Annotated in this window: 11 protein-coding genes and 1 pseudogene; 8 read left to right on the forward strand and 4 right to left on the reverse strand. The window is 55.8% G+C overall.

Annotated features, from left to right (window positions below; all coding sequences use genetic code 11):
* Window positions 1–77 precede the first annotated feature (77 nt).
* Entirely contained in the window at window positions 78–809 is a 732-nt protein-coding gene (locus P3T24_RS32170; RefSeq protein ID WP_429440845.1) for an alanyl-tRNA editing protein, read from the forward strand.
* Between the two features lie 351 nt (window positions 810–1,160).
* A pseudogene (locus P3T24_RS32175) lies at window positions 1,161–1,733 on the forward strand (Tn3 family transposase); the annotation flags it as partial.
* 104 nt (window positions 1,734–1,837) lie between these two features.
* On the opposite strand, the gene P3T24_RS32180 reads toward P3T24_RS32175, so the two are convergent.
* Window positions 1,838–2,059, reverse strand: coding sequence for a hypothetical protein (locus P3T24_RS32180; protein WP_429440847.1), 222 nt, complete (start codon window positions 2,057–2,059; stop codon window positions 1,838–1,840).
* A gap of 28 nt (window positions 2,060–2,087) precedes the next feature.
* On the opposite strand from P3T24_RS32180, the gene P3T24_RS32185 reads away from it, so the two are divergent.
* The 3 genes from P3T24_RS32185 (at window position 2,088) to P3T24_RS32195 (ending at window position 4,413) form a co-directional block, all read left to right on the forward strand.
* Complete coding sequence (locus P3T24_RS32185; protein ID WP_429440946.1) at window positions 2,088–2,348, forward strand: ISAs1 family transposase; 261 nt, start codon at window positions 2,088–2,090, stop codon at window positions 2,346–2,348.
* Between the two features lie 263 nt (window positions 2,349–2,611).
* Window positions 2,612–3,304, forward strand: coding sequence for a PAAR domain-containing protein (locus P3T24_RS32190; RefSeq protein ID WP_429440848.1), 693 nt, complete (start codon window positions 2,612–2,614; stop codon window positions 3,302–3,304).
* Between the two features lie 101 nt (window positions 3,305–3,405).
* Window positions 3,406–4,413, forward strand: a complete 1,008-nt coding sequence (locus P3T24_RS32195) for a glycosyltransferase family 2 protein (protein WP_429440849.1) — start codon at window positions 3,406–3,408, stop codon at window positions 4,411–4,413.
* Window positions 4,414–5,229: 816 nt separating this feature from the next.
* Here P3T24_RS32195 and P3T24_RS32200 read toward each other — a convergent pair.
* Window positions 5,230–6,243, reverse strand: coding sequence for an IS110 family transposase (locus tag P3T24_RS32200; RefSeq protein ID WP_429440851.1), 1,014 nt, complete (start codon window positions 6,241–6,243; stop codon window positions 5,230–5,232).
* Window positions 6,244–6,393: 150 nt separating this feature from the next.
* Between P3T24_RS32200 and P3T24_RS32205 the strand changes: the two genes are divergently transcribed.
* The 3 genes from P3T24_RS32205 (at window position 6,394) to P3T24_RS32215 (ending at window position 12,186) form a co-directional block, all read left to right on the forward strand.
* The gene (locus P3T24_RS32205; RefSeq protein WP_429440853.1) at window positions 6,394–7,530 is read left to right on the forward strand and encodes an IS4 family transposase; all 1,137 of its coding nucleotides are present in this window, start codon (window positions 6,394–6,396) and stop codon (window positions 7,528–7,530) included.
* Between the two features lie 23 nt (window positions 7,531–7,553).
* Window positions 7,554–7,820, forward strand: coding sequence for a hypothetical protein (locus P3T24_RS32210; protein ID WP_429440854.1), 267 nt, complete (start codon window positions 7,554–7,556; stop codon window positions 7,818–7,820).
* A 1,006-nt stretch (window positions 7,821–8,826) separates the two neighbouring features.
* Entirely contained in the window at window positions 8,827–12,186 is a 3,360-nt protein-coding gene (locus P3T24_RS32215; RefSeq protein WP_429440856.1) for a glycosyltransferase, read from the forward strand.
* Between the two features lie 414 nt (window positions 12,187–12,600).
* On the opposite strand, the gene P3T24_RS32220 is transcribed toward P3T24_RS32215, so the two are convergent.
* Together P3T24_RS32220 and P3T24_RS32225 are read right to left on the reverse strand one after the other, a co-directional pair.
* Window positions 12,601–12,867, reverse strand: a complete 267-nt coding sequence (locus tag P3T24_RS32220) for a hypothetical protein (protein ID WP_429440858.1) — start codon at window positions 12,865–12,867, stop codon at window positions 12,601–12,603.
* Window positions 12,797–14,026: an IS4 family transposase gene (locus P3T24_RS32225; protein ID WP_429440859.1), complete on the reverse strand. Its 1,230-nt coding sequence runs from the start codon at window positions 14,024–14,026 to the stop codon at window positions 12,797–12,799. The genes P3T24_RS32220 and P3T24_RS32225 overlap by 71 nt, the downstream gene beginning before the upstream one ends.
* Window positions 14,027–14,175: the final 149 nt, after the last annotated feature.

Genomic DNA, 14,175 nt, shown 5'->3' on the forward strand with positions numbered 1-14,175 from the left:
ATACAGCGACGGTCCATGGCCGCGACCTGCGGCACCGCGGCAAGTTGGTCAACGGTGAAACCGATGGAGATCCTACGATGAAGACCGAAGCATTGTTCTGCCAAGATGCCTATCTACGAAGCTGCGAGGCACGGATTATTTGCGTCGATGGTGATGGACTTCTGTTGGACCGAACGGTGTTTTACCCCCAAGGCGGCGGCCAAGCCGGAGACAGCGGCTGGCTTACTCTGGACGACGGGACGCGGCTGCGTATCGCCGATACGCGTAAGGGAAAGTCCAGCGGATCAGGGCCGGGCGATGCGCTGCACGTTCCAGATGTCGGTCAAGCCTCGTTGCAGGCTAAGCTCGCTGAAGGCCAGCTTGTCTATGCGGAGATAGATTGGGAACGCCGATATCAGCATATGCGCCTGCACACGGCCGCACATTTACTGTGCGCGGTCTTGCCATTCCCGGTTGACGGCTGCAGCATCACGGCGGACTACGCACGCCTCGATTTCGTCACCAGCGATCCTCTATCGCGTGACAGTATCGACGTTGCTCTGGCGGACCTGGTCGCCAGGCGCACGGTGGTATCGATCGACACGATGAGCAACGAAGCACTGGAGGTCAACCCGGACCTCGTTCGCACTATGAGCGTGAAGCCGCCGGTGGGGACCCGGCAGGTTCGCCTGGTAAGAATCGAGGGGGTGGATGTGCAACCTTGCGGCGGCACGCATGTGGCCAATACGTCCGAAGTAGGCACGGTTCGTGTCGCCAAGATGGAAAAGAAAACCGCGCGTACGCGTCGTGTCGTGTTGGTACTGGAGTAGCCGCTATCCGTCGACTCCGTGAAAACCGTGGGACCATTGAGCATCACTGCAAGCGGCTCTGCACACGCCCACCTCTGGATTCTGCACGGAAAGGACGATTACCCCGTGAAACGTTGCCGCGCGGCAAAGCGTTCGCACCGCATCTGCATATAAATGTCTCAATTAGGAGTGTTATACGGGGTCTGGGGCGTAGTTCCACTTACGAATCTGCTTCATCAAAAACCTTTCTGCAGGTCGGACGTGACAGCGAGCTGCAGCACCTCCACGGTCAGAATGGCAAGCCGGGTAGTGTGCGGAAGCTCCGCTTGCGGTGTGGACGGCGGGATGGCGTGCGTTATCGCAACGTGCTGGTCGATCAACCGGAAACTGATCGAGCGGGAATGCGATGACGTTGTCCGCTTGGCCGCGTCGATCCAGCAAGGCACGGTGACGGCGTCCCTCATCCTACGCAAGCTCAGCGCGTATCCACGGCAAAACGACCTCGCCGTCGGCTTGCGTGAACTGGGCCGCATCGGGCGCGCGCTGTTCATTCTGAAATGAGGGTCGGCCGGACTGAACAAGGGTGACGCCCCCAACTCGCTGGCACGGACGGTGTTCTTCTATCGGCTGGGCGAGATACCGGACCGTTCGTACGAAAGCCAGCGCTACCGGACCAGTGGCCTGAATCTGCTGGTGGCTGCGCTCACGCTGTGGAACACGGTGTATCTGGAGCGGTCGATGGCAGCCTTGCGGCAGCAGCGCGAGATAGACAACCGCCTGATCCCGCACGTCGCGCCGCTGGGCTGGAATCACATCAACATGACGGGCGACTATGTGTGGCACGCCAGCAAACGCGTCACCAAGGGGCGATTCCGGCGGTTGCGTGCTGTAAAAATCGACCAGAGTGCGACCTTAACGTATGAAAAAGTCCGTTTCTTGACGTGACCCCGTCACCATCGATGCGATGGGCTGCTGGAGTGCCATCGCCGCGCGCATCGTGAAGGCCCGGGCCGACTATGTTCTCGCGGTCAAGGGGCAACCAGCCCTCGCTACTTGCACACATCCTTACCACATTCGATGCCATCGAACGCGTTGCGCTGGCTGACCGGGGAATATTCATCACCGGGCACCGTCAGGTCGAGAAGGATCACGGGCGTATCGAGACGCGCCGGTGCGTCGCCAGCGACATTCTCACTCGCTGGCAGCAGCCGGCCCTGTGGCCCGGCATGCGCTCGATAGGGATGCTCGCACGAGATCGACGACAAGGTCACGACAGAGCACCGATACTACGTATCCAGCCTGCCACCGGACGCGGCGCACATCGCTCATGCCGTGCGCTCGCACTGGCGCATCGAAAATTCGCATCATTGGGTGATCGACGCGACCTTCGGTGAGGATCAGTGCCAAGTACGCGTCGACAATGCTGCGCAAAACTTCGCCATCCTGCAACGCATCGTCATGAACCTGCTCCAACTTGATACGACAACAAAAGTAGGGCTGAAGAACCGTCGCCTCAAAGCGTGTGCAAACGACCGCTATCTCGCTCAACTCCTTGGCTGACAAGCCCTTCAGCCCTCATGTCCGACTCCCTAATTCCATTAAATCGCGTTTAACGTTTCAGGCAATCGCCCTGAGACTCGTCAAACAGGTTTGCAATCGTTGACAGTATCGCTTGTGGATGCCCTGTAGATTGACATCTTCTCCCCATTTTTAGGGGAGCAGCGGTGCTAGCTTCGGGTTCTGCCTTTGTCCGTCTCTGACCGGGACAGCCACGCAGTCTCAACGCGGCACCAGTAGATGAATCTTTCGGCCGGGCACCGCGTATGAAGGACGAACAGGGACGCACCATGGCACGGCTCGGTGATATGACGGATCACCGTGGCAAGGTGATCCAGGCGGCACCCAATTTTTTTCAGATGGGTATCAATATCGCGCTGGACAGCCACGCGGTCGAGTGTCCGAAGTGCGGCGGCGTGTTTCCGATCATTGCCAGCGGCAGGTTCACCCACAAGGACAAGCTTGTCGCCTACATAAGCGACCGGACCGCATGTGGCACGGCGCTGGCCGTCTCTAGCGCACCGGTGCCCACGCACGGCATGGACGGCCAGCCGGTGCTCGTTTCAGTCCACCTGCAGGGTTCCGAAACGCTCGGCAGGCTGAAGGATTACCGTTATCTGCTCACCCTCAGGAGCGACGATGCGCTGCCGCTTTTCGCCCAGCGTAACGGCCAATCTCGATCTGGACAAGGTGGTCGGCACCGAAGTGACCGTCCTGATCGAGATCGAAGGAAAGAGGCATTTCGTTGCGGGCCAGCCAGGAAACTCGGGGGCGGGCAACGGGCACACGAAATCACGAGCCTGGTCAGCAGCGCCCGTATCGTGGGCGAGGATGGGCGCTCGATTGTCTATAAACTGAAACCACGTCCGTGGTTGTACAAGGCGACGATGAACCAGGACTGCCGGAAATTCCAGAACATGGATGTGGTGCAGATCACCGACGCGGGGCTGGACAAATAAATCTTTCCGGTTGAGAGGCACCTGTATGGCCGCGTGAGCGCGAACGGCTACGCGCGGCAACCTGCCGGCCAAGATAATTAGCGCCGCCCAATGAGGAATATATGAAACGAGAGACTGAGAGACCGACCGTTGCTGTAATTGTTCCGTTTTATAACGGGTCAAGATGGATCGAGCGGGCCATCAAAAGCGTCATCGGGCAGACCGTCCAGCCCGATGAATTCATCATTGTCAACGACGGGTCGAAGCCCGAGGAACGCGAAGCGCTTGGGCGTCTCACCGGGGAATATTCATTCCAGATCATCGACAAGGAAAACGGCGGCCAAGGATCGGCGCGCAATGCCGGCGTAGCAGCGTCAAAGTCGAACCACCTGTGCTTTCTCGATCAGGATGATTTCTATCTTGAGACGCATATCGAGACACTGGTCGACAATCTACCTGCAAATGACAGACGCTTAGGCTTCGTCTATGCCGATCTATACATCGCCGATGGCGACGGCGACCTCGTCTTTTCCAGTTCGGTGAAAGAGCACTCGCCATCAAACCCAAAGAAGTCGCTGATCGATCTGCTGCGCTCCGACATGTTCGTGCTGCCCTCTGCATCGATCATTACCCGCAAGGCTTTCGAGGCCGTTGGCGGGTTCGATCCACAGTTCATGGGCTATGAAGATGATGACCTGTTCCTGCGCATCTTCCGCAAGAGTTTCACGAATTACTATGTCGACAAGCCCGTTACGGTCTGGTGTATCCACAGTGAGAGCACGTCCTATTCCGTCAAGATGTCGCGCAGCCGGTTCAAGTACTTTGTGAAGCTGACGGAGATGTTCCCGGACAATCCCGACCGTGGACTCTACTTCTTCAGGGACTGCATCATGCCGCGCTTCGGGCGGGCATTCCTCGCAGACTCCATCAAGGCGAAACTGAAGCGCCTTGAGCATCTGGAGGAATGCAACCAGATCCTGAGAAAATTCGCCGAAATCGTTGGATCCAACCGATACGCGGGCATCAGGTACAAGGTGAAGCTTCACGCCATGATATCGGGCATATCGATCGCACCGCCATGGATGCTTCGTGTCGTATTAAGAATTATGCGGCAGACCATTCCCGTCTAGTGAACGGAACCGGCGGCCAGTTCGTCCAGCACCTGTATGGGGAGGGAGTTTTTAGTGTCTTGGTTCATCTTTTCCCGATAGTCCCTTACGTTATCGTCACACGTTTCTACCGGTAGCAACTGCATCTTGGATGTGCGGCAGATTGATTGCCAATCTGCCCCGAGTCATCTCGTCCAGCACGGACTGTTGTCAGCACCAGATGATTTTCCAGCAGCGTACTTCGCAAAGGAGTCGATGTGAAGTGCGCGTTCATTGAGCGGAATCGACACCACTGGCCAGTCTCCAGTCCTGTGAAGCGCTGGAAATAAGGTAAGCGCGCGGCATTGCTGCCTCATCGCTGGCAGCCGACTGTGACCGTCGGTTAGCTGAGTCCGTCAAGACGGGTTCCCTGGCTTGTGATTACCCACACCCATTAGCGGGACGGTGTCAAGGGAACAGCCGCCTACATGGCCGCGTTAGCGGCCAGTTTCAATTTCACGATCCCCGATGACATCAGCTGAGCGCGCCCGTTTCTTCTCATCGTGGCTGCGACGGATCGCGCCACACACCCATGTGGATCAAGCGAGTGACCGATCCAACCTACCATCGCCCTGGCGGCCATGCCGCCCCAGAAGAACATTGGTAGCGCAATGCGTCCATGTGATTGCACATGTGAATGGGCTACCCCATCGTCGGGGCGCCAATCGGTGACTGGTTCGCATTGCGGGCGATCCGCTTTTAACTGCTGATCGGGGACGGCAGCACGGCATCCCATTCATTTCGTCAGGGCTTGTAAGCCAGTGGGTAATGGGGGCTTGCTGGCTGCCGTCGTTAGCTCTATGCGAAGCAGCGCGTCACATCGAAGGGTTTGCGCTCCTTCAGAATATGGAGACACGCACGGGCCAGCTTGTGCGCCAGGGCCTTGCGCGCCACTACGGGGTTAGTTTTGGCCTTCTTACGTTCATAGAATCGCCTGGCCTCGGCGCAGTAGCGCTGTGCGAAGTTCGCTGCCTCCACAAATGCCCAGGACAGATACTGGTTACCATTTTTGGTGTTGCCTTCACCTTTCTTTTTGCTGTTGCTCGTGTGCTGGCTGTCCACACAGCGCGCGTACGACGCGAAGTTGCCGGGGCTGGCGAAGCGCTCAATGGGCCCGACCTCGAGCAGGATGACGGTTGCGAGAGTCTGACCGATGCCAGGCACTGTCGCCAGCAATGCATGGTCGGGATTCCTTGCTACCTTTTCCTGGAGACGCTTTTCGATGGCATTGATCTGTGCGCCAAGCGTTGCGATGGTCGCAACGTTTGCCCATACCGCGAGTGCGACGTCATCCGGCAGCCCCATGTGATTGATGGCCTCGTCGTCCATTCGTTTGACCTGATTGCTCGTGACGCGCTTTCCGAACTGGCGGGCGGTAATGTTCTCAACCGCGAGGATATGGCTGGTGCGGCTGCGTACGAGCTGCATGCGCTTGCGAGCCAGATTGCGCACGTTACGCACTTCGGGCGGCAGAATCGTCCCAGTGGGCAAGATTCCCAGTCGCAACAGGTGAGCCAGATAACGCGCGGCCGTTTCGTCGCCACTATGGTTGAGCCCATCGTATTTTTTTATCGCAGTTGTGTGCGCCAGATGGACCGTGAAGCGATTCGCCTGCAGACCGTCGACGAGCCAGTACCAGTTGTAGGTCGTTTCGACCACGACGCCGGCGAGCTCCGCCTGCCACGGCACGAGGAACGCCACAATCTTCGACAGCTCATTGGGCAGTCGCTTCTCGGCGACCACCCGGTCCGTTTCGTCCGTCACGCTTATTACGCTATTGCTCGAATGCAGGTCAATGCCGCAATATTTCATTTCGGGCCTCCGTTCGGTTACGGTGATTGGGCAAACTCACTTTAACCCCGCTACGCCTTCCGGGCAGCGGCCGGAGACCCGCTAGATGATTTTCATTTCAGCCACGAAACCTGGTAACCTGGCACGCGTTATAGTCATTGTGCGAGCGAGATGGCTAAAAAAGAGCGGGCAGACGAGCAGGCCTGGTTCGAGAAGGAAATCGAGGCGAGCAAGTTTCAGGATGCCAGATTGCGCAAGCGCTTTGGCATGGTGCTGGAACGGTTATGGTCAGGCATAGGCCAGACGATCCCCTTTGCATGTCAGGATTGGTCTTCAACGAAGGCAGCTTACCGATTCCTGTCCAATGAACGGGTCAGCGAGCAGGAGATCTTGAGCGGTCACTTCCATGCGAGTGCAAAGCGCTTCAGGTCGACGCAGGGCCCCATTCTTATCCTTCAGGATACGACGACATTCTCGTATCAGCGGGAGCGCCCGGAACTGATCGGCTATACAGGCAAGATGGCCATCAAGTGTGGAAAAGATGGCTCGCTAAGGTCGCTGACACAATGCGGCATCCTGATGCATTCGAGTCTGGTTGTTACTGCCGAGGGATTGCCGCTGGGTCTGGCCGCCGTAAAATTCCGGACCCGAAGCAGGTTCAAGGGCACTACCGCGCTGAAGCGGCACGTCAATCCTACACGGGTACCAATTGAAGAGAAGGAGAGTTACCGATGGCTGGAGAACATGCGCCAGTCAACGGCGCTGCTCGGCGACCCGGTGCGTTGCATTCACGTTGGCGATCGGGAAAGTGACATTTACGAACTGTTTTGCACAGCGCACGATCTAAGCACCTACTTTCTGGTGCGGACCTGCGTTGACCGACTCGCCGGCGATGGCCATCACACCATCGCAGACGAGATGGAGCAGGTCAAGGTCAAAGGACTGCATCGTGTCGAGATTCGTGATGCGAAGGGACATCCGATGACTGTAACCCTTGAGCTTCGCTACCAGCGCATGACGGTGTTGCCGCCCATCGGCAAGCAAAGCCGCTACCCGGCGCTGCAACTCACGGTGATCCACGCGCAAGAGCGCGATGTGCCGCCCGGTCGTCCTGGCATCGAGTGGAAGCTGCTGACCAACTCCCGGTCCAATCGCGTGCAGAAGCGATCGAGAAGCTCGACTGGTACGCCATGCGCTGGAAGATCGAAACGTTCCACAAGATTCTCAAATCCGGATGCAAGGCCGAGGACTCGAAGCTACGCACCGCCGATCGACTTGCGAACCTTATCTCCGTATTCTGCATCCTGAGCTGGCGCATATTCTGGCTGACAATGATCAGCCGATGTGCGCCGCAAGCTCCAGCCGAGACAGCCTTCACCTCAACGGAAATAGAATTGCTCGAGCGCATAGTCCCTGACTTGCCGCTTACCGCGCAGGCACCACCGCTCCTGCGAAACCTTATCAAGGTCGCCCGGCCTGGAGGCAATCTGGGTCGAGCCACTGATGCGCCACCAGGTAATACCGTCGTGTGGCGTGGCATGCGGCGCCTCACCGATATTCAACTAGGTTATGAACTCGCCCTGAATCGAAGTGGGTAATTGCAAGGTTCCCTGGCCGCTTACCGATAAGCAATTCGAAACGTGCTTTAGGCACTGTGGACGAGTCACCTCTGCCTGGAGCTGCCCTGGCAAGGCGTGGCGATTGACGGCAAGACGGTTCCCGGTTCGCACCAGCTAGGTGAGCGCGCAATACACCTGGTCTGGGCATAGGGTTGTGGGTTGGGCGCAGTGCTCGGGCAGGTGCGTACGGCTCACAAAAGCAACGAGATCATAGCGGATCCCGAATTGCTCGAGGCACTGCCGCCCAAGGGCGCGCCCTTCAGAACTCATGTTCGGCTTCCTAATTCCGTTAAATCGCACTTGACGTTTCAGACAAGCGCAGGGCAATTCGCAATTGACAATTGTTGTCTATTTCACGCCTCAGTGGATGAGATAATAGTAACGCCTTGCGATGAATACCCGATAGATGCACATGCTTAAAAGCTGAAGGAAATTTATACGGAAGCAGTGAATATGTGCATTAGATTGTCCGATCGTTTTAAAAAATTGCCCGACGCCGGGCCTTATGGAAGGATTAATCGGGGTGCGATAAGTTTCACGGAAAATAACACAGCGCCGAACTAGACATCCTGCTGCGAAAACCACGCGACAAGGTCTCCGCCAGACGTTCCCGTAAGCGAGTGTTGCATTTATTTATGTCCGGTTCCCCAAAAGATCGTGACTGATCAAATGCATAGGTATCCAGTGACAAAGGCACAGATTCCGGAACTTGCTCGCGTAGTGTATGTATTTGTCAACGCAGTAATCCAACTCAACAACTGTCACAACTCGTCGCGCGAATGCGAGCATGGCATCTAGACGTTCTTGACCCGAAATGCGCGCAGCCATTTCTCTCATAATTCGGATCGATCCGTAGCGTGCAATACTCGCCCAAAATCCGCCGACTGGTTCTTAAACGACTGTCACGCCCGCCGGCGACTTGTATCACTCTCAGCATATTACCAACGTCGCCATAAAGGATCCGTGCCAACAAAAAGGTTATGCAATGCGTACATATCAGACGGCAACTTCGACTAATGAAAAACCGCCATTCGCCTCCGATCCCTTCCTTAAGTTTCTGGAATCGATCGCATGCCAACATATCCATATATTTCCAAAATCTGGAAATGCTGGAGACGGTTTCATCTCTTATGCCACATATGAACTATTTAAGAGATACGGTATAGCATTCACCACCCACAAACAGGGGGATACAGTTGAAGGAGAAACAGTCCTGATAGGCGGTGGTGGCAACCTCATCGAGGGTCGATACGATGACGTTGCCGAACTAATACGACGTCACGCCACCAACAATCGTGTCGTCCTTCTTCCTCATACGATCGTTGGGTTCGCCGACGTGCTCGCGGAGACACACAAAAATTTAACCGTGTTTTGTCGTGAGCCAGTGTCGTATCGTTTAGCCTTGCTAAACGGCGCAAACGAGGACCAAACGTTTCTTTCTCACGACGTAGTATTTTTTCTGGAAGATGAACATTTCCGAGAGTTCTTTCAACGAGGAAGAGGAATACTACGAGCACTCAGGCAAGACGGGGAAACAGCAGGAAGTGTGCCCCTCTCCCCCGAGAACATTGATATTTCGCTTTCTTGGAACGGCGACATTTGGACGTCTGCGGAGTTTTCAAAACACTCCACGAAGAGCATGGCAGCGTTCATCGCTACCCATGCAGTCGTGCAGACCGACCGACTCCACGTGTCAATACTCTCTGCCTTTTTGCGGAAGCGCGTTTATCTCTTGCCGAATGCGTATTATAAAAACAGAGCGATATACGAACACTCAATGTTGCCACGTTTTGCCGACGTCGAATTCATAAATACGTTATCAACGATAGGTGAGGTTCTGCCGGATGTGTCCAATTCTGCGCAGTTGCAACAAGCAGAGCAGCTATCGCAGACGCTCGAGGCGGTGACGCGAGAGGTTACTCTGCGCGAGAAGGCCGAGCATAGCCTTGCGTTACTGAAGCAAGAATGGCGCGAGCATCTAAGGGTCGCACAAGAAAGTCGTGAAGCAATGGTAAATCAACATGTGCTCGATTGCGGCGGTTTGCGGATGGAGTTGGACAGGATTTGCAGGGAGCTTGATACAGCCCGCCATCAACGAAAGCTAATGAACCATCAACTGGATGAGGCACATCAGGATGCGGCTTTATCAGCCCGGCAATCGGAAATGTTACTGCGTGATCTCGAGACAGTCTTGGGGTCGACCAGTTGGCGCATCTTACGCCCCATAAGAGCAATCGGTGCCCGGATTCCTGAAAGCATTCGCGCGCTGCTTCGGCGCACCCTAATACCGCGCGTTAAAACGCTGGCGAGTCCCAGCGTGCCTGTGGAGGATCTTCCCCTGCCTTCGTCAGATGAGCAAATCGTCCAACAGGCAAACATCGAACCGGCCTCAAAATTGAAAGTGGTCTGGATCGGGGGAGAGCCTAACACGCCCGGCTATCGCTACCGGGTGTTGTACTGGGCTGACGCCGCTCGCACAGTTGGTTGTTCAGTATCGCACTACGGAATCGACGAATTCGACTCATACATCGAAACGGTGGCCTCAGCGAATATCGTGATTCTCTGGCGAGCTGCGTGGGATGATCGCGTAGAAGCTATCGCCTCGACGGTCCGCGAAAACCGGGCGAAGCTGATCTTCGATGTGGACGATCTAATGATTGATCTCCGCATCGTCGATGTTGAGTTCATTGATGGCATCAGATCCCAGTCCCTCACAACATTGCAGGTACGAGAGCACTTCGCTCGTATGCATCGGACCATGATGGCAGCGGATCTATGCTTGGCCACGACGAAGGAACTGGCCTCTCACTACCGGGTCATGCAAAAGCCAGCGCTCGTAATGCCAAATGGATTTAGCCTCTGCACTTTCCGAACATCTCGCTTGGCTGCGCGATCGGTGAAGTTGACTCAACCTGACGGTCTTTTTCGTATCGGTTATGCCAGTGGGTCGAGAACCCATCAGAAGGACTTTTCGATTTGTGCTCCTGCAGTTGCATCGCTTCTTCGTGAGCAGGCGCACGCGCGGTTGGTTCTGTTCCGTGACAAGTCGGGAACAACGACGCTTGATCTTCACGAATTCCCGGAGTTGTGCGACGTCATGGGTCAGATAGAGTGGCGAGAAATGGTACCACTACCAGATCTCCCGAAGGAACTGGCACGCTTTGATGTAAATCTGGCGCCGTTGGAAATCGGAAACTTTTTTTGTGAGGCAAAAAGCGAGCTCAAGTATTTCGAAGCAGCCCTTGTCGAAGTACCGACCATTGCGTCGCCCACTGGGCCATATCGGAGAATAATAGAGCATGGCGTCACCGGTTTTCTGGCTCATGATGAGGCTGATTGGCGCGCCGCTCTCGCAACTCTCGTCTCTATGCCTGTGCGGAGAAGACAAACTGCCAGAAATGCATTGCGTGATGTTCTATGGAAATTTGGCCCAGATCGCAGAGTCGACTTGATGGCATCCATGCTTGATATGGCGGTGGGTGGCCGTTCCGCCGCGCGGGCGTTCGCTTATGAAATAAGCAAGCGGGCACCTAATCCAGCGCGCCTACATATACCTGAGTCAGAAGTCATTTTCGAACATGACAGATTGGTGCAGTCTGACGTAACTGTCATTGTTCCACTCTATAACTACGAACAATATGTTGAAGAAGCCCTCAACTCAGTAGCAACGCAAACTCTTGATGACATTGACCTCATCATAGTGGACGATGCAAGCACGGATGCGTCACTAACCGTTGCCACGGAATGGGTAAAAAGCAATAAAGACAGATTTAACCGTCTATTCGTGCTCCGGAATCGGAAGAATTCCAAGCTAGGCCCTACACGTAACGTTGGATTTGACGCCGCCGAAACACCTTACGTCTTGACGCTTGATGCGGATAACAAGCTGTATCCACATTGCGCGGAGCAATGTCTCGATGTTATCAAACGTACGGGTGCGGCATATATCTATCCAAAGATCTGCGCGTTCGGTGACGCGGACTATGTGATGGGGGAATCGCCCTACGATCCGGTTCGGTTTATTGGCGGAAACTATATCGACGCCATGGCTCTGATCAGTAAAGGGGTGTGGAGCGGTGTCGGTGGGTATGAAAGCGTTCCGTACGGTTGGGAAGATTACGAGTTTTGGTGCAAGATCGCGGAGCTTGGACTCATTGGGGTGTCAGCTGGCGAGAAGATCTTGGCCGGATACCGGGTGCATAAATCTTCGATGTTGCATCAACATACCAATGTCGAAAGCAACCGGGAAGTAACATCCGCTTACCTGCACAATTGTCATCCTTGGCTTGAAATAGCCAAGGATGACATAGGAAACGCATTGCAGAAGAGAAAATCCAAGGAATGATATGAAAATCAGAACAGCTTTGTTCGGAAGGAGAGGTTTTCCAATGCTACGGACGTCGAGCGGCCCAATGAGTCGCTCGATGTTATCAATTGGCTTCAAGGCAGATGAAGCGCCTCAGATCTTGGACCCCATCAACAGTGCCTCGACCACGTCCCTTCCGGCCCTCGCACGCGCCACGAATAGCTGTCAGGTGCGGTCCAGGCCAATATAGCTCATCGCGCCGATCGGCAAAAGGCCAGCCCCGATGGGGTGAAAGCCAGCTCCGACTCGGCGAGTTCCCATGCTGCGCCATCAGCTTGCGAGCACGCTCCTTGCCCATGCGCAACTAGCTCCTTCCACCTGCGCTGCCAGCGATATTCGCCTTTGATCTGCGAGTGTATCGCCTTGATGGTAAGCGGCCAGCAAACCTTGTTATTACCCACTTCTTTTTAGCGCAAGTTCGTAGCCAAGCTGGATGTCGGTTAGACGTCGCATCCCGCGCCACATGACAGTATTCCCGAGCGGAGGATCGTTGGCGCGCGCAAGGTAACCGCCGAGTCGTGCGAGCCTCATAACGTTGCGTACAAGTGGTGGTGCCTGTGCGTTGTGATCCGGTTCGCGGACCACGTGTTCAAGCAGTTCGATTTCGGTTTGCGTAAAAGCGAACTCGGCTGCTGCCTGTGGCGCGGACCGGGAAATCATCGTGAGCCAGAATATGCGCCAGCTCAGGACGCAGAATACCGCGATCCAGGTTCGTGAGTCGGTCCGCTGTACGAAGCCTCGACTCCTCAGCCTTGCAGCCCGATTTTAGAATCTTGTGGAAAGTTTCGATCTTCCAGCGCATGGCATACCAGTCGAGTTTTTCGATTGCCGCGGCACGTGATCTCACTGGCAGATCGGTGATCAGCTTCCATTCAATGCGAGGGCGCCCAGGCGGTGGGTCACGCTCCTGTGCGTGAAGGACAGTCAGCTGTAACGCAGGGTAGCTGTCTTGTTTGCCAACAGGCGGCAATACCGTCATTCGCTGGTAGCGAAGCTCAAGTGTGACGATCATAGGGCGGCCTTTCGCGTCGCGAAGCTCAACGCGATGCAGCCCCTTCACCTGGACCTGCTGCATCGCCTTCGCGATCGTGTGCTGTCCGTCTCCTGCGAGCCTGTCGACGCAGGTGCGCACGAGGAAATGTGTGCAAAGATCGTAGGCGGTATGAAACAGCTCGTAGATGTCGCTTTCCCGGTCGCCGATGTGAATGCAACGGGTAGGCTCGCCGAGCAGCATGGTGGACTGGCGCATGTTTTCCAGCCAGCGCCAGCTCTCTTTCTGCTCGATCGGCACGCGCGTGGGGTTGATGTGCCGCTTAAGCTCCGAACAGCCCTTGAACTGTTTTCTTGTCCAGAACTTCACCGCGGCCAGACCTAGAGGCAGTCCGTCGGCGGTAACCACCAGACTCGAATGCATGAGGATGCCGCACTGTGTCAGCACGCTCCTCTGGTTGAACCGGTCTCGCGTAGTGCTGGTGCCGGTATAACCCACGAGTTCGGGATGCTCCCGCTGATAGGAGAAGGTCGTGGTGTCTTGCAGAACCAGTATCGGGCCGGGCGCGGCCGCGAAACGTGCCGCGCTGGCATTGAAATGTCCGCTCAGGATATCGAGTTCGCTGACACGGTCATTGGAGAGAAACCGGTAAGCAGCCTTGGTCGAAGCCCAGTCCTGACAGGCGAAAGGGATCGTCTGTCCCATTCCGGCCCATAGCTTTTCCAGCAGGATAGCGAAACGCCGACGCAGCCTGGTATCCTGGAAATTGCTCTCCCGGACCTCGTGGTCGAACCATGACTGATCATCCGCCTGTCGCTTGCTGCCCATCTCGCTCGCACACGGGACATCACGCAGGCCAGGATACCAGGTTTCCCGCTAAAAAGAAGTGGGTAATAACAAGCCAGCAAACCCATCTTGAATCTGGCTGCGGCGCTTGGGAGTATCGTGTCCACTAACGCTTATCGTTGTGGAAGCCA

The organism is Paraburkholderia sp. GAS33, assembly GCF_050436645.1.
GTDB classification, from domain to species: Bacteria; Pseudomonadota; Gammaproteobacteria; order Burkholderiales; family Burkholderiaceae; genus Paraburkholderia; species Paraburkholderia phenazinium_B.